The sequence below is a fragment of the Aquisediminimonas profunda genome, assembly GCF_019443285.1.
Classification (GTDB): Bacteria; Pseudomonadota; Alphaproteobacteria; order Sphingomonadales; family Sphingomonadaceae; genus Aquisediminimonas; species Aquisediminimonas profunda.
Genome location: NZ_CP080327.1, coordinates 2,981,398 through 2,998,783, shown reverse-complemented (window position 1 = coordinate 2,998,783; position 17,386 = coordinate 2,981,398). Strand labels below are relative to the sequence as shown.

Annotated in this window: 18 protein-coding genes; 7 read left to right on the top strand and 11 right to left on the bottom strand. The window is 60.1% G+C overall.

The window, feature by feature from the left end; genetic code table 11:
* The first annotated feature begins 3 nt into the window (after nucleotides 1-3).
* The 4 genes from K0O24_RS14870 to K0O24_RS14855 are packed head-to-tail and all read left to right on the top strand — an operon-like array spanning nucleotide 4 to nucleotide 2,765.
* Complete coding sequence (locus tag K0O24_RS14870) at nucleotides 4-774, top strand: enoyl-CoA hydratase-related protein (protein ID WP_219893479.1); 771 nt, start codon at nucleotides 4-6, stop codon at nucleotides 772-774.
* Nucleotides 771-1,256: a flavin reductase family protein gene (locus K0O24_RS14865; RefSeq protein WP_246611037.1), complete on the top strand. Its 486-nt coding sequence runs from the start codon at nucleotides 771-773 to the stop codon at nucleotides 1,254-1,256. Before K0O24_RS14870 ends, K0O24_RS14865 begins: the two co-directional genes overlap by 4 nt.
* The gene (ribB, locus tag K0O24_RS14860; RefSeq protein WP_219893477.1) at nucleotides 1,253-2,362 is read left to right on the top strand and encodes a 3,4-dihydroxy-2-butanone-4-phosphate synthase; all 1,110 of its coding nucleotides are present in this window, start codon (nucleotides 1,253-1,255) and stop codon (nucleotides 2,360-2,362) included. The genes K0O24_RS14865 and ribB overlap by 4 nt, the downstream gene beginning before the upstream one ends.
* On the top strand, nucleotides 2,355-2,765 hold the full coding sequence (locus tag K0O24_RS14855) for a nuclear transport factor 2 family protein (protein WP_219893476.1): 411 nt from the start codon (nucleotides 2,355-2,357) through the stop codon (nucleotides 2,763-2,765). Before ribB ends, K0O24_RS14855 begins: the two co-directional genes overlap by 8 nt.
* A gap of 12 nt (nucleotides 2,766-2,777) precedes the next feature.
* Here K0O24_RS14855 and K0O24_RS14850 read toward each other — a convergent pair whose 3' ends face one another.
* Complete coding sequence (locus K0O24_RS14850; protein WP_219893475.1) at nucleotides 2,778-3,434, bottom strand: TetR/AcrR family transcriptional regulator; 657 nt, start codon at nucleotides 3,432-3,434, stop codon at nucleotides 2,778-2,780.
* Between the two features lie 157 nt (nucleotides 3,435-3,591).
* Here K0O24_RS14850 and K0O24_RS14845 point away from each other — a divergent pair, with 157 nt between their 5' ends.
* Both K0O24_RS14845 and K0O24_RS14840 read left to right on the top strand, forming a co-directional pair.
* Nucleotides 3,592-4,734 carry an LLM class flavin-dependent oxidoreductase gene (locus K0O24_RS14845; protein ID WP_219893474.1) on the top strand — a complete coding sequence of 381 codons (1,143 nt, stop codon included), beginning with the start codon at nucleotides 3,592-3,594 and terminating at the stop codon, nucleotides 4,732-4,734.
* A 456-nt stretch (nucleotides 4,735-5,190) separates the two neighbouring features.
* Nucleotides 5,191-6,939 (top strand): amidohydrolase, encoded by a 1,749-nt coding sequence (locus K0O24_RS14840; protein ID WP_219893473.1) that lies wholly within the window; start codon nucleotides 5,191-5,193, stop codon nucleotides 6,937-6,939.
* A 531-nt stretch (nucleotides 6,940-7,470) separates the two neighbouring features.
* Here the strand turns inward: K0O24_RS14840 and K0O24_RS14835 are convergent.
* From K0O24_RS14835 to K0O24_RS14810, 6 genes are all read right to left on the bottom strand, one after another.
* A complete protein-coding gene (locus K0O24_RS14835; protein ID WP_219893472.1) occupies nucleotides 7,471-7,653 on the bottom strand; it encodes a hypothetical protein in 183 nt (60 codons plus the stop codon).
* Between the two features lie 66 nt (nucleotides 7,654-7,719).
* Complete coding sequence (locus tag K0O24_RS14830; RefSeq protein WP_219893471.1) at nucleotides 7,720-8,877, bottom strand: zinc-binding dehydrogenase; 1,158 nt, start codon at nucleotides 8,875-8,877, stop codon at nucleotides 7,720-7,722.
* On the bottom strand, nucleotides 8,877-9,536 hold the full coding sequence (locus K0O24_RS14825) for a hypothetical protein (protein WP_219893470.1): 660 nt from the start codon (nucleotides 9,534-9,536) through the stop codon (nucleotides 8,877-8,879). Before K0O24_RS14825 ends, K0O24_RS14830 begins: the two co-directional genes overlap by 1 nt.
* Nucleotides 9,537-9,540: 4 nt before the next feature.
* Nucleotides 9,541-10,353 carry an alpha/beta fold hydrolase gene (locus K0O24_RS14820; protein WP_219893469.1) on the bottom strand — a complete coding sequence of 271 codons (813 nt, stop codon included), beginning with the start codon at nucleotides 10,351-10,353 and terminating at the stop codon, nucleotides 9,541-9,543.
* A gap of 11 nt (nucleotides 10,354-10,364) precedes the next feature.
* Nucleotides 10,365-12,149, bottom strand: coding sequence for a carboxypeptidase regulatory-like domain-containing protein (locus K0O24_RS14815; protein WP_219893468.1), 1,785 nt, complete (start codon nucleotides 12,147-12,149; stop codon nucleotides 10,365-10,367).
* 15 nt (nucleotides 12,150-12,164) lie between these two features.
* A complete protein-coding gene (locus K0O24_RS14810) occupies nucleotides 12,165-12,563 on the bottom strand; it encodes a hypothetical protein (RefSeq protein WP_219893467.1) in 399 nt (132 codons plus the stop codon).
* Nucleotides 12,564-12,655: 92 nt separating this feature from the next.
* Here K0O24_RS14810 and K0O24_RS14805 point away from each other — a divergent pair, with 92 nt between their 5' ends.
* Nucleotides 12,656-13,657 (top strand): AraC family transcriptional regulator, encoded by a 1,002-nt coding sequence (locus tag K0O24_RS14805; protein WP_219893466.1) that lies wholly within the window; start codon nucleotides 12,656-12,658, stop codon nucleotides 13,655-13,657.
* 139 nt (nucleotides 13,658-13,796) lie between these two features.
* On the opposite strand, the gene K0O24_RS14800 is transcribed toward K0O24_RS14805, so the two are convergent.
* Genes K0O24_RS14800 through K0O24_RS14785 form a run of 4 tightly spaced genes read right to left on the bottom strand, consistent with a single transcriptional unit; the run spans nucleotide 13,797 to nucleotide 17,332 of the window.
* Nucleotides 13,797-15,053: an MFS transporter gene (locus K0O24_RS14800; RefSeq protein WP_219893465.1), complete on the bottom strand. Its 1,257-nt coding sequence runs from the start codon at nucleotides 15,051-15,053 to the stop codon at nucleotides 13,797-13,799.
* Entirely contained in the window at nucleotides 15,054-15,878 is an 825-nt protein-coding gene (locus tag K0O24_RS14795; protein WP_219893464.1) for an SDR family NAD(P)-dependent oxidoreductase, read from the bottom strand.
* On the bottom strand, nucleotides 15,875-16,945 hold the full coding sequence (locus K0O24_RS14790; protein WP_219893463.1) for a beta-keto acid cleavage family enzyme: 1,071 nt from the start codon (nucleotides 16,943-16,945) through the stop codon (nucleotides 15,875-15,877). Before K0O24_RS14790 ends, K0O24_RS14795 begins: the two co-directional genes overlap by 4 nt.
* A 3-nt stretch (nucleotides 16,946-16,948) precedes the next feature.
* The gene (locus tag K0O24_RS14785; protein WP_219893462.1) at nucleotides 16,949-17,332 is read right to left on the bottom strand and encodes a carboxymuconolactone decarboxylase family protein; all 384 of its coding nucleotides are present in this window, start codon (nucleotides 17,330-17,332) and stop codon (nucleotides 16,949-16,951) included.
* Nucleotides 17,333-17,386: the final 54 nt, after the last annotated feature.

Genomic DNA, 17,386 nt, shown 5'->3' with positions numbered 1-17,386 from the left:
CTCATGGCCGACGTTGAATTCACCAGGGATGGCAATATCGCCCGTGTCCATCTTAATCGGCCGCAGGGACTGAATGCCATTACCGGCGAAATGGATGATCTGTTGTTCAAGGCCTGGACCGAGATCAATAATGATCCCGAGATATGGTGTGCGATCGTGTCTGCCGAAGGGGAAAAGGCATTCTGCATCGGCGCCGATGTCTCGGAAGGCCCGGAACGTAAGGTCAGAATGGCTTTGGCCGGAGGGCTGACCGGGATCGGCGGGCCGCTTGTCGCGCTCAGAAAGCCCCTGATTGCAGCCGTTCAGGGCTTCTGCGTGGGTGGCGGGCTTGAGCTTGCAATGTGCGCGGATATCATCGTTTCGGCAGATACCGCGCAGTTCGGACTCCCCGAAACCCGCCATGGCATTATCGGGGAGTGCGGAGTGGTGCACAGGGCCATTCGCCAATTGCCGCACCATATCGCAATGGCCATGATCCTGACGGGCGAACGCATCGACGCCGCAACGGCAGCACAATATGGCCTGGTCAATGAGGTCGTGCCCTATCAGGCACTCGCCGACACTACGATGAAATGGGCAGGCAAGATCACCAAATGCGCTCCGCGGGCCAATTATGCAGCCAAGGCGGCGGCGCTTGGACGGCTTGGCTACCCGCTCGAAGTCGCCCTGATGAGTCGGTTCGAGGAGATCGAGCAATATGCGGAAAGCGACGATGTGCGCGAACGCAACGCTGCCTCTGCCGAGGGCCGCAAGCCCGTGTGGACCGGAAGGTGACGTTCGACGCCAGGCATTTCAGGCATGTGTTGGGCGGGTATCCGACGGGCGTCAGCGTCATCACGTCGAGCGACGGCATGAACCGACACGCGATGGTCGTCGGGACATTCACGTCCATTTCGCTCGACCCGCCCCTGATCGGTTTCTTTCCGGACAAATCGTCCAGCAGTTGGCCGAAGATCAATGCAATTGGCCGTTTTTGCGTGAACATTCTGGCCGCGGACCAGCTTGGACATTGTAATCGCTTCGCGAGCAAGGCCGCAGACAAGTTTGTTGACATCGCGCATGATGAAAGCCCGTCCGGTCTGCCTATATTGCCGGGCGTTGTAGCCTGGCTCGAATGCACTATCGCCAGCGTTCAGGCGATCGGCGATCACTGGTTTGTGGTCGGGGCCGTGGACGCGCTGGAAAGAACCAGTCAGGATTCGCCGTTGCTATTTTTCGGCGGAGCCTATCACCGTCTTCAGGAACTGGGCGCATGAGCGGCATCGCGTCAATTGAAGAGATCATTGAAGAGGCCCGCAATGGCCGACCCTACATTCTGGTCGACGCTGACGATCGGGAAAATGAGGGCGATATCATCGTCCCGGCACAATTTGCCACGCCTGAGCGCATCATGCTCATGGCGAAATATGCACGAGGGCTCATTTGTCTTGCGATCACGGAGGATCGCGCCAAGCAGCTGAAATTGCCGCCAATGACACAGGACAACCGCTCGGGTCACGGCACCGCCTTTACGGTTTCGATCGAGGCGCGTGAGGGCGTCACAACCGGAATTTCGGCCTATGATCGGGCGCGGACGATTTCCGTGGCGATCAATCCGCAATTCGGTCCTGCCGATATTGTGACGCCCGGCCACGTCTTTCCGCTTGTCGCGCGCGAGGGCGGCGTGCTGTTCCGCGCCGGGCATACCGAAGCGGCCGTTGACATCTCGCGGCTCGCCGGCCTGTTTCCTGCTGGCGTCATCTGCGAAGTGATGAACGAGGACGGGACAATGGCCCGCCTTCCCGATCTGCTTCCTTTCGCCGAAAAGCACGGCATGAAGATCGGCACGATCGCTGACCTTATCCAGTGGCGCAGGAAGTCTGAAAAGCTGGTTGAATGTGTGGCAACGGGTCCGTTCGACAGCCACTATGGAAGCGGGTTCATTCTCAAGGTCTATCGTGACCTGCTCGACCGCGGCGAACATGTCGCGCTGGTCCGCGGCGACATCCGCGCCGATTGCGATACGCTTGTCCGCGTCCACCAGTTTGACCTGACGGCTGATCTTTTGGGATATCGCAGCGCCCATCCCGATTATGTCGACACGGCCCTGAGGCAGCTTTCTGCGCACGAGGGGCCCGTCGCGGCAGTGTTTGTGCAGGATCCCGATCCGCACTCCATCTCGCGCCGGGTCATGGGCGGACGCCGCGACTATGCCAATCGGGCGAGCGAACGCGACTATGGTATCGGCGCCCAGATATTGAAGGACCTGGGCGTCGGCAAAATGACGCTGCTGACATCAAGCACGAGCAAGATGGCGGCGCTGGAGGGTTTTGGCCTTCAGCTCACCGGCCGTATTCCGATCCGGAAGGGAAGTGATGACTGACACAAATGCTCAAGCGAACAAGGCACTGGTTGCGGAGTTTTTCGAAACATTCTCGAGCGGCAATGTTCCGGCAATCATCGCAGCGATGGCTGACGACGGCACATGGTGGGTTTCGGGCAAGCTGGAGGGCATGTCCGGAACCTATACGGCTGCCGGGCTTGCGCCGTTGCTGCTGGGTGCCAATGCCGGATACAAGGCAGGAGCGCTGCGCATTACGCCGACCGGAATGATTGCCGAGGGGGACAAGGTCGCAGTCGAGGCACAGGGCTTTGCCGAAATGCTCGATGGCCGGGTCTATGACTGCCAATATCATTTCCTGATCACGATCCGGGGCGGAAAGATCGGTGATGTGAGGGAATATATGGATACACAGCACGCCAAGGACACATTCTTCGGCGGATAGGGCAGCGTTCCGTTACGGCGTGTATGGGGCTTCCATCGTCAGAACGATCTGGTCGATCGTGTCGTTGACGGCGACCTCGAAATTTTCCTCTGCGGAGTCGCTCGCGCGCAGATGGATGTTGAGAATGTTGAGGAACATGAAGCAGGCGGTGATCAGCCGGCGCTGTGCGGCAGGGTCGGGCAAATCCGGCATGCGCATCCGAAGCAAGTGCAGGATTTCGTCCAGATGCTGAGCACGGCGCTCGCCAAACTCGCCGAACCTCTTGCCCTGATAGCGCAGCAGGTACTGGTTGAGGAAAGCGGCGTAGGAATGGTCGCCGAATTCGTCGATCAATGCGATCTGGGGTAGAAAAATAGCTTCCACGATTGCGCGAGTTGTGTCGATCCGCCCGGTCTCGCGGGCGGCACGGAGCATTGCCGCGCGCGCGGCCTCCATTTGGTCCATGCGATAGTCGAACACCGCCTGAACAAGGGCCTCGCGTGTGCCGAAATGATATTGGACGGCGTGATGATTTCGTTGCCCTGAACGTGCCGCGATTTCCCTGAGCGAGGCTCCCTCGATGCCATCGCGCGCAAAGGCAATCTCCGCTGCCAGGATCAGGGCAGTCTTCGGGTCGCTGTCTGCAGACACTGCTGGATTCAAGGCAGGAATCGATATGCGGGTGTCCATTTAAGCCATTTGGCTTACACTGTGACGCCGGTCAATGATTCCCGTCAGGCTTTTGAGCAATTTATCAACGCCAATGTTGAAAAGAGTTGACGACAGGATGTGTGTGGCTCATCTCTAAGCCAGTTGGCTTAATAATGATTCGGCAGGAGAGTTTGATATGGCGATGGACACAGGACTCATTTTCCACCCCTATATGCGTCCGGGAAGGACGGCCCGTCAGACTTTCGAATGGGGCGTGCAAAGCTCGATTGCCTGCGACAAGATCGGGTTCACGACGATGATGATCTCGGAACACGCGTCGCAGATCTGGGAAAATATCCCGAACCCCGAACTGATCATGGCGGCGGCGGCGCTGCAGACGAAGAACATCAAGTTCGCTCCGATGGCGCACATTCTGCCCCATCACAATCCGACCAAGCTCGCCATGACCGTGGGCTGGCTTTCCCAGATTCTCGAGGGCCGTTATTTCATGGGTATCGGTGCAGGCGCCTATCCTCTGGCCTCCTATATGCACGGCATCAAGGAGGAGGATCAGAACACGGAGCACCTCAATGACATGGTCCGCGAATCTCTTTCCATCATGGAAAAGATATGGAAGCGCGAACCCTTCTTCTTCGAAGGCAAATACTGGAGTGCCGGTTTTCCCGAAGAGGAAGAGGCTGTGACCGAGGAAGATGAGCAGCACAAGCTGGCGAACTATTCGCCTTGGGGCGGCGCATTTCCCGAATTCGCCGTCACCGGCTTCAGCGCGAATTCGCCATCGATGCGGCTGGCTGGCGAACGCAATTTCAAACCTGTTTCAATCTACTCCGGTCTCGATGCGCTCAAGCGGCATTGGGAAATCTATTCGGAAGCCAACATCAAGGCGGGCTTCACGCCAGACCGGCAGCGCCATGCGGTCTCGCACACGATCTTTTGCGCCGACACTGATGCCGAGGCGAAACGTCGCGTGATGGAAGGGCCGATTGGCTATTGTTTCAACCGCTACCTTATCCCGATCTGGAAGCGCTTCGGCATGATGGATGGCTTCGCAAAAGATCACGGAATTGACGTTCTGGACGCGGACCTCGAGTTCCTTGTCGACAAGGTTTTCATTGTCGGATCACCAGACACCGTGGTGGAAAAGCTCAACGACCTGTTCGCGAAATGCGGAGGGTGGGGGACGCTCCAGATTGAATCGCACGACTATTACGATGATCCAGGCGAATGGTTCCATTCGCTTGAGCTTTGCGCAAAGGAGGTCGCACCCCGTGTGAGCTTGCCCGGAGTGAAAGCGGAGGCGCTCAGCATGGCCAGCTGAGCGGTGCGCGGTGATTGACGATCGATTTGGTTTGGCCCGCGCAACCTTGCCAGAGACAAGTTCATATCGGACTGACAGCACCGCCATTAAGTCTCTGATATCAGAGAGTGTCTCGAGGATCGGCTTAGAAGCCGCGCGGTTCTGCGCAGTTCTGGGGCGTGGACGGTGGCGGGAGAACAACCTCGCCTCCGTAATTGCCCCAAGTGTCCCGCCCGGGATGCCGCCATCAGGCACTGTCAGAGCAAATGCACCGCCGTTTTCCAAATTGGTTAGTCGGATTCCAAGACCCTCGTCATTCCATATTTTGGCCCTTTTTGTTCTATGAATGACTTAATGTAACAGTCGATCCAAACCACTTCGATCGGCTAAGACCTGAGGCTACGAACCAGATTCTGGTTGGTTTGACAGTGCCGTCTCAAATAATCTGACGACGAACATGCCAGGGAGTAAACGGATATGAAGGCGGGTCTGTTCGCAAGCTTGCTCGGCGTCTTCCTGATCTCCGTCAGTGCTCCCCCGTCAACGGCCAAGGCTGATTTCGGCGGTGCGGATCTGATCCTGACCGACGCCCAGGTCTATACGCTGCGCTGGGGCGAGCCCGCGCTCGAAGGCAAGCCTGCGCCCGATGCGCCCTACACAAACGGCAAGTGGCACCCCGATGCCGCAGCGGTGGCGATCCGCGGCGGAAAGATCGTCTATGTCGGCAGCGACAAGGGGGCGCTGGCGCTGCGCGGCAAGCGGACCCGGGTGATCGATCTCAACGGCGCGACCGTGATCCCCGGGCTGGTCGATTCCCATACCCATTTCATCGAACTGGGCGCCAAGCTGGAATCGGTCGACCTGACCCATGTCGCCACCGAAGCGCAGGCGGTTGCGTTGGTGGCCGAGCGGGCGAAGTCCGTCCCCAAGGGCGAATGGATCTTCGGTGCCGGGTGGGACGAGGGTGCCTGGGCTAACCGCTATCCGGACAAGCAGCAGTTGAGCGCAGCGGTGCCCGATCATCCGGTGGTGCTGCGCAGTCTGCACGGCTTTGCAATCTGGACCAACCAGGCCGCACTCGATGCCGGCAAGATCACCAAGGCCAGCCCAGTTCCGGTTGGGGGCGAGATGCGGCTGGGCACGGATGGCCAGCCCAATGGCCTGTTCCTGAACCGCGCGGCGGCGATGGTCGAAGCGGCGGTGCCGCCGGAGCCGCAGGCGGTTGTCGCGCGCCATGCGCTTAAGGGCCTGGGTCAGATGGCCACCGACGGCTATGTCACGGTCCACGAGGCCGGTGCGGGCAGCCAAGCGATGGCCGCACTCCAGCAGCTGGAGGACCAGCACCGCCTGCCGATCCGGGTCTATGCCATGCTCTCGCTGCGCGACCCGCCCTTGATGCGGCAGTGGATCGCCAGGGGGCCGGACCGGGACAGTGACAGCATGCTCGTCACGCGCGCGGTAAAGGCTTATTACGACGGCGCGCTGGGATCGCGCGGGGCGCGGCTGCTGGGCGACTATACCGACAAGCCCGGCCACCGCGGGATCAGCGGTGGCGGTTATGGCTTTGACCATGATTTGGCCAGAGAGGCGATGAAGGCCGGCTTCCAGCTAGGGATTCATGCCATCGGCGATGCGGGCAACCGCGAAGTGCTCGATTTCCTTGAGGCGGAGTTCAAGGCCGATCCCGACACCGCACGCAACCGCCATCGGATCGAACACGCCCAGGTCATCTCCCCAGAAGACCAGCCGCGCTTTGCCCGGCTGGGCGTGATTGCCTCAATGGAACCGCCTCACGCGGTGGAGGACAAGACCTGGGCCGAAGATCGCCTCGGCCCGCAGCGCATCCTTGGCGCCTATGCCTGGCGCACGTTGCGCCGTGACGGCGCGCGACTGACCTTCAATGCCGACAATCCGGGTTCCGACCACAGCATCTTCTATGGCCTCCATGCCGCGATCACCCGCCAGGACAAGCAGCTTCAGCCCCCCGGCGGATGGTATCCCGAGCAACGGCTGACGATCGAAGAAGCGATCCGGGCCTATACCAGCTGGGCGGCCTATGCCGCCTTCCGCGAAGACCAGACGGGGATCATTGCCATGGGCCGATGGGCTGATCTGACAGTCATGGATATTGATCCCTTCGCCCTTGCCGCGACCGCGCCGGAAAAAATCCTGGCCGGCAGGATCCTGGCGACCATCGTCAGCGGCAAGGTGGTTTATCAGCGATAGGCCGTTGGCGGGTGTTGTCAGGTAAACTTCTGCAGTCGGCACTGTCAAAGCGAATGCACCGGTTGGCAGGGAGACCGCATGAGAGGTAGGGCAGGGTTGCAAGCGGAGACGCTCAGCGGCCCTCGCTGAGCGGCAGAATCTTGTGGCTTAACGAGAGATCGAGTTAGCGGTGCTTACGGCAACCAGAGACGAGTTCGCATTCAGCTGACAGCACCGCCAGTTATTCCGTCAAATCAGAAAGCGCCTTGCAAACGGGCGAGTAACCCGCGCGCTTCCGCGCAGTTCTGCGGCGAGGAGGGGAACTGGAGAACGATCTCGCCTTCGTAATTGGTCCATTCTAGCGTCGCTTTCTCTGCCAGACAGGCCGGAAATCATCGTTTCGACAAGGCGCATTAAGATAACAGGCTGGTCCAAAGCCTTTTGCGGACAAGAATCCACTTTCTGTCATTTGCGATAACAGGACAATTTAGGGGCAAAGACAGGGAACTTTGTAGCACTGAACAGGCAATTCAAGTGACATAACATCGCACATCAGACTCGTGCGATCTTGGCCTTTTGGTCGGTCAAGGAGAAGGGCATGTCCATGTACATCAGCCGCTTAAGCGTGAGCGAAGGCGGCTGGCGGCCGCCGGGGGTCGCGCGCTGAAGATCGGGTGCCAGAAAAGCTGGCCGAACGACGCGCCGCACATAGGGCAAGGCCGGCGAGGAAGACATAAGCTGCACGCCGCGCTCTGAGGTGCGCCAAGCGGTGAGGGGTCGCGATATCACTGAGGGTATCATTCAGGTCCCTGAGGCTTTCCTTGCCGGATCTATCAGGATCTTGGCGTGCATTTCAGGATCTCCGAGTGCGGCAAAGGCACCTTCGACCCCATCAAGGCCGACCACGCCGGTGACCATCGGTTCGCAGCGTACCTTGCCATCGGCGATCATGTGCAGCGCGTCGCGATATTCGAGTGGCGAGTGGCCGAATACGAAACGCAATTCGACTTCCTTCTGGATGGCAATGGCCGGCTCTATCGTATCATTCTGCATGCATACCCCCACCACAACGACACGTGAGAACAAGGGCGCGCCAGTGATGATCTGATTGAGAATACCCGGCACGCCTACGCATTCGAACACCACCGGACGTTTGGGCCCCGCTCCCAGCACTTCGGCCAAACGCCAAGCCGTCCACCAGGGTATTGGGGCTTTCTCGAGCGTCTCGCGGGTTTCAACCCCCATTTGGAGCAGCCCGCCAAAAGTTGTAATCCAGCCGTATTCCTCCCAGCTGGAATAGGGCGAACCTTCGCGCGGATTGATCACCACATCAGCGCCACAGGCCTTGGCAAGTGCCCGCCGACCAGGCGAGAAATCGCTGGCGATCACCGTTCCGACTCCTCGCGCCTTCAGGATTGCGATCACCCCCAACCCGACGGGGCCGCAGCCGATTACCACCGCGACGTCCTTCTTCTTCACGTCACCGCGCCGGACCGCGTGCCAGGCGACCGCCATAGGTTCGGTTAGCGCCGCCATGTCCGCCGAAAGCCCGTTGGGCACCGGCATCAACACCAACTCGTCAAGCAGCATCCGTTCGGCATAGCCGCCGTTCGAACGCGTCGAGAGCCCGGCCATGTCAATCTCACCTCCCCAGCGCACCACAGGCGGCGCGACCACTCGGGTGCCGGACCTGAGCTTGCGCTTGGAGCCGGGACCGTAATCGAGCACTTCGGCGCAGATTTCGTGGCCGAACACAAATGCGTCCTTGGACGAAGGCAGCGCCGGATAGCCGACCCGGTCGTTGACCGCCTTCAGCTCGTCGCAGTGGTGGCGCATGTGCAGGTCCGATCCGCAGATCCCGCAGCGCAGGACCTTGAGCAAGGCATGGCCCTTCTGCGGGATCGGTTCGGGCAAGTCCTCGACGCGAAGCTCGCCATTCTGGCAGACAACAGCTTTCATTATGCAACTCCAGCAACAGCCAGGACCCATCCGGCGAGCAGAAATATGAGCAGCGCCGCGGCAAGGGCCAACTGGCGAAAATCCGGGATTACCAGTTCGCGTTTTACCGGTACCAACGCCATGTGCATGGCGTAGCTCTTGAAGTCGGCCTTTGTCAGGTATTGTGGATTGGTCAGCAGTTCGAAAAAGTGGCGGCGGCTGGGATAGTGGACCACCAGGATCCGGGTCCAGTTGTCTTCTGCGGGATCGGGGCCGCCGACCACGTTGCTGTCTTCCACCTTGCCGGCAAAGATCGGGAAGGCTCCGCTCTTCATGAGAATCGGCTTGGCATTTGCTTCATAGATTTTGTTGGCTTCATGCGGCGTTCCCGTGAATGACCCCGCCGGTGCGGGACCCTTGGCCATCGTTTCGTGATAGCGCAACAAGTTGAGCATATAGATGTCGCGCCCGTCGTCATTTTCCCCAAAACGCCGCAACCTGGCGACCCATGCCGCTCGATCCAGTCCATCGGAAATCGGGAACTTGGCGTCGATCACTTCGCAGTACCGATCGATTTCGGCCTTGGTGAGCGGGCGGCGCGGTTCCTGTTTGCGCCATGCCCACCACACGAACAATGTCAGCGCAGCGGCCAAAAGCGCGAGAAAAAAGGGGCTGCTCATGGGCTCAAGTCCTTTTGAAGAAGTCGATCAACAGGGCATTCACCTGCGCTGGCTCATCAATCTGCAGCCAGTGTCCCGCTCCCTTGATCAGTTCGAAGCGGAATGGCGCGTCGACATAGGCGATACTGTCGGTCATCTGGGCCTTGGCCAGATAGCGGTCGCCGTCACTGTATATCCCCAGCACCGGTGCCGTCACCTTGGATTTGTCGGGCTTCAACAGGATGCCGATATTGGCGCGGTAATAGTTGATAGCCACAGTGAGTCGACCAGGCCGCCCCAGCTTGGCAGTCCAGCCGGCCAGTTCGGGATGATAATCGGTGAAACGGCGAAAGAAGGCCCAATCGTTGGCCTTGATCAGCCATTCCGCAAATCCGCGGAGTTGGAACATCAGCACATACCAGCCCTTGAGCTTTTGCTCGACGGGCCCTGCGGCATAAGCAGCCGCATGGCCGACAGAAAGCGCCGCATAGCGTTCAACCCGCTCAGGATGCCGGGCCGCGAAGACCCAGGCGATCACTGCGCCCCAATCGTGGCCAACCAGTTTGACCCGTTCGATCCCCAGAACATCGAGGATCGCAGCAAGGTCCGCCACCAGGTTTGGCAGCACGTAATCGCGGGTTCGCGCCGCCATATCGCTTTCGCCGCAACCCCGGTTGTCAGGCGCGATCACCCGGTACCCGGCCGCGACCAGCGCGGGCACCTGACTTCGCCAGACAGTGTGATCGTCCGGGAATCCGTGTACGAGCAGCACCGGCTCTCCAGCGCCCTCATCAAGGACGTTGAACGACAGACCATCGATCTGGAGCCGGTGCTGCAAGCCTCCTCTCCTCAGGAGCCCAACGCCGTCCGGTCGGCTGCGCCGCCTTCGGGTTCGATACAGATGAAGTTTGGCCGGCTATCTTCAATTGCAGCTGCCGGCATATTCGAGCTCGACGAACAGACTTGTCCGTCCCGGGTGAATGAAAAGTCCCGCAAAACTGTCACCCGTGTCGGGCTCGGATAGCTGAAAAAGACCTTTGTTCTGGGGTCGAAGCGAATGATGCGATCCGAATTGTTCGCCGCCATCCACACTTGGCCGGTCCTGCGATCGACATTGAGGGCATAGGGTGTTTCGTATTCGTCCTTTCCGACAACCGGAATGCGATAGGTTTCGAACTTCTCAGACCTCGGATCGAAGCGCATCAGGCCGCCAGCATCAAAGGCCGGGATCCAGAAAATGCCATTGGCATCAAAGCGCGGACGACGCGGGCCGAGCATCGGCGTGTCCCATTCCTTTACTTCCATTGTCTTGGGATCAATCCGCCCGATCTTGCTGGCATAAAGCTTGGCATACCAGATCGACCCATCGATCGGGTTGACGTCGATGCCATAGGGGAAAGCCAGGATCTGCGTGCCAAAGAAGCGGTGGGTCGAAAGGTTGAGGTGTTCTGCCTGGTCAGGAAACCAGCTACCAATGCGCATCAGCGTGGGAAACAGTTGGTCGGTGACCCAGCGCAACACTCCGTTTGAGGGTAGCCGCATCACGGTCATTTGTTCGGTCTTTGGATCGAACCGGCCAATTTGGTTGGACGCGACGATGGTGAACCAGACGATATCGTTCTTGTCGACGCGGATGGTGTGCGGATAGAGCGCGTCGTGCCCGACCGGGTAAGTCTTGAATGCTTTGGTCCTGGGATCGAAGCTCATCAGCGTGCTGGACAGAGCATTGGTGATCCAGATCCGTCCGTCACTGGTTTGTGCCATCGAGTGCGGTCCGTGCTTGCCGGTAAATTGTCCGATCGGCAGCTTCATTCCCGAGAAGATTCCGCCGCGCGGGAGATCAATATCCGGCAGCTTGTGCTGTTCGATCTTGCCGGTTTCGTGGTCAAGCACCCATAGGATGTCGTGGCCCTCGTCTGTGCCATAGAGCAAGCCATCGGCAGCCACATCGGCATCATGGATAAATGTATAACCATCGCCCACCAGCCATTCGCGCACCTTGGCGCGAGCGAGCTCAGGGCTGGCACCATAGCTCTGGCTGGCTTGGAACGGCTTGCCATCGAAACCCTTCCACAAGGTTTCCGCAATCACCCGCCCCTGTGCCTGGCTTTGCATGGCCAGCATGTTTTCCATTTTTTCGACTTCGCCAATCCACTGATCGTGATCGCGCGGGATACGGGTCCAGCCGTTTCCCACCTGGTGGCAATAGTTGCACTGGCTGACGAAGGCCGGTCGGTCGCGCTTGAGGTCGGGCCAGGGTAAGCGGGCATTGAATGCGGAGGCCGACAGTGTTTCGTTCATTTCGCCAAGGCTTGCGAAGGTGCCGAGCGATACGTTGAGCCTTGCCGAACCGCCGGCTGAAGTCTGTTGCTCAACTTTGCCGTCCTTGAATCCGGATAGGCGCCCGCGAACCTTGAGTTTGCCTGCATACGGAGTGCGTATCGCATAAGACCCGTCGGCTGCTGTGTAGACGGTCTGTCGGCGCTCGCCGTCAGCGTCGAACACGGTGACCATTGCGCCATAGGCAGGGCGACCGTCAGGCAAGGTTACCCGACCTGTGAAAGACGCGGCTTGGGCGGCGACCGGCTGGACCAGTGTAGCAATCGCCGCGAAAACAGTAGCGGTTCTTTTCATCGCGAGTTCTCTCTCTCAGGCCGCGCGCGTGGCGGGGTTGAACCAGGAGTGGAGCGGCTTGCCTCGGCGTAGTCCGAGCAGCAGCGCCGGTGCGACCAGCGCCACGGCTGGACCGCCGCACACAAGATTGACCAAGAGCGATACACCTGAGACGTCGAGCTTGTGCGACCCAAGAAAATCGCCAAAGGACAGCACCAACACCAGCAGGGTTCCGCTGAACAGATTGATCAACGTCACCACCTTGAACAGGCGTCCGGCCTTGCCTATCCAGAGCAAGGCGGCCATCAGCATCGCGACCGCGGCGGGCACCAGATAGCCGTTGGCGCTTAGCCCCAAATAGCCAATCAACAGGCCAAGGATCAGAATTGCAGTTGCGAGCAGCCGGGCCGAACCCGGTCGTTTAACGGTTTGCATGGGCATCCCCTCCAGATCACCATCCTGCCTCGTGTTACCAGTTTGCCGATTCAAAAAGTTGACTTTGCGCGCCAAAATGTTTTGATGTTCGGATGGTCAAATGGGTCCGCAGCGGAGTGATGGAGGGCGCGCCCGAACTTGTCGGCGAACTGGGCGGCGACTATCGTGCTCTGGCCCGCGAAGCCGGCGTTCCAGAAACACCAATGGCCAATCCCGATCTGCCAATGCGAGTTGATCGTTTTGTCGCGTTCATGGAACTCGCTGCGACGAGACTTGGCGAACCCGCTTTCGGTTTGCGGTTGGGGCCATACCAAAGCCTTTCGCTGTTCGGACCTATGGCCCCGCTGTTAGGCAGCGCGGCCAATGTTCGCAGCATGATCATGGATATTGCAAATTTCTTCCCCCTGCATACCCAGGGCACGATCGTCGGCGTAGAACCGGCCGACGGCGGCCTGCTGCTGACCTATGAACTCAGCACGGAAGTTGGCAGTCAGCAGCGTCAAGTGGTCGAACTTGGCTTTTCGGTGATTGCGCGCGAGATGCGTCGGCACGATCCCATGTGGAAGCCAGACTTGGTGACGATGCGCCATTCACCCCCCGAAGACCTCTCCTGGCACTACCGCATGCTGGGTGATCGCATCATGTTCAATGGAGATCGTAATGCGTTGCTGATCGATCAGGATTTGCTTGCGCGCCCTGTGGCCGGGGCCGACCCAGCGGTCCATGGGCTACTCGCCGCACAATATGGAACTGCAGCAAGATCGGTCGAGGGGCTGGACGTGCTGCAGGCCGAAGCACTGATCCGCGCGATGTTGCCCTTTGCCCCAATCGACCTGTCGATCGCAGCGCGACTGCTCCGGAAGTCCCGCCGCACGTTGCAACGTCAGCTTGCGGCTCATGGAACGAGCTTTGCGGACCTCTTCGTCAGGGTGCGGGCTAGTCTTGCGCTGCTCTATTTGAGGGAGTCGTCGCTCAACGTTGCAGAGATTGCGGAGATCCTCCAGTTTTCACAAACAAGTGCGCTGTCGCGGTTCATGACCCGAACTTCTGGTGAGTGCCCGCGCCAGATCCGCAAACAACGTCATGCGGTGTGACACAATGAAATGTGGGGGCATTGCAATGCCCGGGGCCGGGAATCATTGTCCCAAGTCGGGCTATTCTTGCCGTTGGAAATTTCGACGCTGGCAGACCAATTACATGGTTCGGTTAAAAGGTGACCTAGCCCGCCGCCAGCTATTTCTGCACTCCGACCTCCGCTGCATAGTCGCGCCTTGCTGCCATCATCGCGAGGGCGGAGAGCAGACAGGGCAGCGGCAGGACCTTTAGCGCAGTTAGCAGATCGAACCGGTCCGCCAGAAGGCCGGTGATGTAGGGCCCCGGCGCGAGGCCAATCAGATTGTAGCTGAGGGCCAACGCTGCCATGGCCGTCGAATGAATCTCGCGGGGGGTGGAGTTGGCAATCATCGCCCCGGTGACGCCGGTTATCCCGCCGACGAGAAGCAGGCCGCCGCCGATCAGGGCAAGCTGCATGTGGCCGGGAGGAGAGAAGACGGCGCCTGCAAAAAGCGCGGCGGTCAGTAGCGAGAAACCGATCGAAAGCGGGGGTGTGACCGCAGGATCACGTCGCGCCATCCGGTCGACCAGAAGGCCGCAGAGAACCATCCCAACCGCACAGACCAGCAAAAACAGAGCGGTCGTCCGTCCAGCCTGCTGCAAGGGCATGCCATAGCGTTCGGTGAGCAGCAGTGGCATGGCCCAGGCCAGGGCGCCGGTGCAGAACAACTGTATTCCGCCAGCGAAATAGGTCAGCCACAGCAGCCTGCGCCCAAGGAGTTGGCGCGCGAGCAGGCCCCAATTGCCGGGTTTCCGCTCCGCCCGCACGCCCAGCCTATGTTCGCGCACGACAGCGGCATAGGCCAATGCAAGCACAAGACCGAAAAGGCCAATCGCTCCGAAGGCCGTGCGCCATCCATAGGCCGCCGCCACTTGTGCCCCGGCCGCAACCCCGACCATTTGTCCGACGACCGATCCCGCCAGAAAAGAAGCCGACAGTGTGGCCCGCAAGTGTCGCGGGAACACCGCAAGCACCACCGCGATCCCGACACTTCCATATGCGGCTTCACCCACGCCAACCAGCAGCCGTGTGCCCAGCATCTGTGGATAGCTCTGTACCCAGCCGCCCGCCAGAGTTGCCAGACTCCACAAGGTTGCCATCGCGACCAGGCTCTTCACCCGCCCGAATCGGTCGGCGAGGTATGAAAGGGGGAGGGTTAGCAGCCCCACCGCCAGCGCAACCACGCTGGCAAGCGACGCCAGTTCGGCGTTGTTGAGGTGCCACTCTGCCTTGATCTGCGGTCCGGCGGCGTTGAGCACCTGGCGCGCCATATGGTCACTCATGAGCAGGCCAAAACTCAGGGCAAAGACCATCCAGCCATAGGCGCTGGCCCGCTCGGGTCCGGGATCATCGGATATGACCGTGGGTCCAGCCAACTAGATCATCCCCCCGTTCGGACTGATGACCTGACCGGCAAGGTAGTGATTGTCCCCCGCCAGATAGAGCGCCAGTCCCGCATATTCCTCCAACGTCCCGAGCCTGCCAGCCGGAATCATCTGGAACAAGGCAGCCTGCGCTTCGGGGGCGAGTTTGCCAAGATAAGCCTCGAACATCTCGGTCGCGACGCCACCCGGCGCGATCGCATTGACGAAAATGTTGGCCCCGGCAACCTCTGCCCCGACTGCACGAGTAAAGGCGATCACCGCGCCCTTACTGGCAGAATAGTGCGGGCTGTGCGCACTGAGGTTGGAGTGCCCAGCAAGCGAGGCAATGTTGACGATCCTGCCATAGTTGCGCGGCTCCATCTGGCGCAACGCAGCGCGGGTGCAATAGAACAACCCGTGGACGTTGACGTCCCAGTATTTGAGCCATTCCGCGTCGCTCATCGTACTGGTGAATTTCAGTGATCGGCGCGGCTCGGGGGTTGTCAGATAGGCATAGTGGCGGCTCCGTCGAGCTTCGTCCTCAGGACCCCCGGGTACCCGCGCGGCATTGTTGACCAGCGCTTCGACAGGGCCAAGCTCCTGTTCTATTCGGGCGAAAAAGTCATCGACCGCGGTGCTGTCACTGACGTCACACCGTGCGTCCAGGACCTCGACCCCATTGGCCCGCAGTGCGCTGGCGGTCTCGGCGAGCTCAGTCGCGAGTACGTCGCACAGGGCGAGGCGGCCGCCAGCCGCGCCAAGCGCAGCGGCGATCGCCTGCCCCAGACCACGCGCTGCGCCTGTGACGACGCAGACCCGTCCCTCCACTGAACTCACACGAGTGCGCCAAGCGGCGCGCTGCGCATATTGGCGACGCCAAAGTTGGTGTTGCGGTTGGGCAACCAGCCATTTTCGCGCAGGGTTTCCTCGACGCTGCCATAGAAAGTACCGATCTTGTAGATCCGGCGCGCCTCATCGGCGGTGGCGATGGGACGATAGAGTTCTTCTGAGATGCGGACCATCTTCTCGATCTGCTGGACCGAGGTCGCGCGTTCGCCCTTGCGACCCCACATATTGTCTTCTTGGCCCACCCGGACGTGGAAGCCCATCGCGATCCCCATCGTGCAGAGCGGATAGACGTTGCGCATCAATCCTTCGACCGTGAACACCGCATTCTGCGGCAAGCGGTTGACGAATTCCATCAGGTTGCGCGGGTTGGGACCGTCGGCTCCGCCGCCGATTGCTACCCAGTTGCAGACCAGCGGGCCCATATAGTGCCCGGTGCGCACCAGTCGCTCGACCGTTTCCAGATCGCGCGCAGTGGCAATCATGAAGTGTGTCTGGATGCCTGAGGCGGTCAGCCGCTTCATATGCTCCTTCATGAACTTCGGTCCGGCTTCGTAATACATTTCGGTATAGGCATCGGCATAGTTGGTTTCGCCCATTGAGGTTCCGGCGCAGTCATCCTCGGTGATGAGTTCCATCACATTCATCTGGTTGGTGTTGACCGCCAGTGTGACCTGATCGGGCGCCGGGGTAAGATCGGCCAGCATGTGGCGGGTATCATCCGATAGCCACTTGGCTGCCTCGCCGTCGTCCTTGGGAGCAAAGCTTATGGAGCCGCCCACCTGCAGGATCATCCCCGGCACTGCGCTGCGCAGGCGATCAAGCATTTCGTTGAAACGGTCGAGGTCCTTCGAGCCCGTGCCATCGGGCTCGCGCACATGGACGTGCAGCACTGTCGCCCCGGCGTTATAGCAGTCGACCGCTTTCTGGACCTGTTGAGCAAAGCTGACCGGAATGTCGTCGCTGTCGCGCGGCAGGAAGCTCGGGGCGTAGGGCGCGACCTGAATGACCAGCGGATCCTGGGTTTCGGGCAGCAGGCTGTCATCGAAGAATTGCATTTCTTATTCCTCCTTCAATTCGGGCACGGGCATTCCGCGCGCGTTCATTTCATCAATCAGAAGTGGGGTAGCGAGCGCCACCGAATGGATCCCCAGCACGGCGACAAGTTGCAGCACGGCCAAGATCTCTTCAGGTGTCGCACCCAGATCGAGGGCCTTGGCGATGTGGCGCTTGACCCCCGGCGAATACATGTGGGTGCAACTGGCATCGACCGCGATTGCCAGGAATTCATATGTCTTGGGATCGAGCACCCCCTTGCGGAGGGCATGGGTGCCCATGTCGAGGAACTTCTCCATCCATTCGGCGTCGAAGGCGGCGGCCTGGTCCCAGGCCTTGTTCCATCCGCCGCTGGCGCGAGCGGCATCGCTGATCGGTGTTGCGGTCATCGCTCTCCCCTGTCCCGTGTTGCGCACACCATGCAGCAAGGGGAATTTGATTTC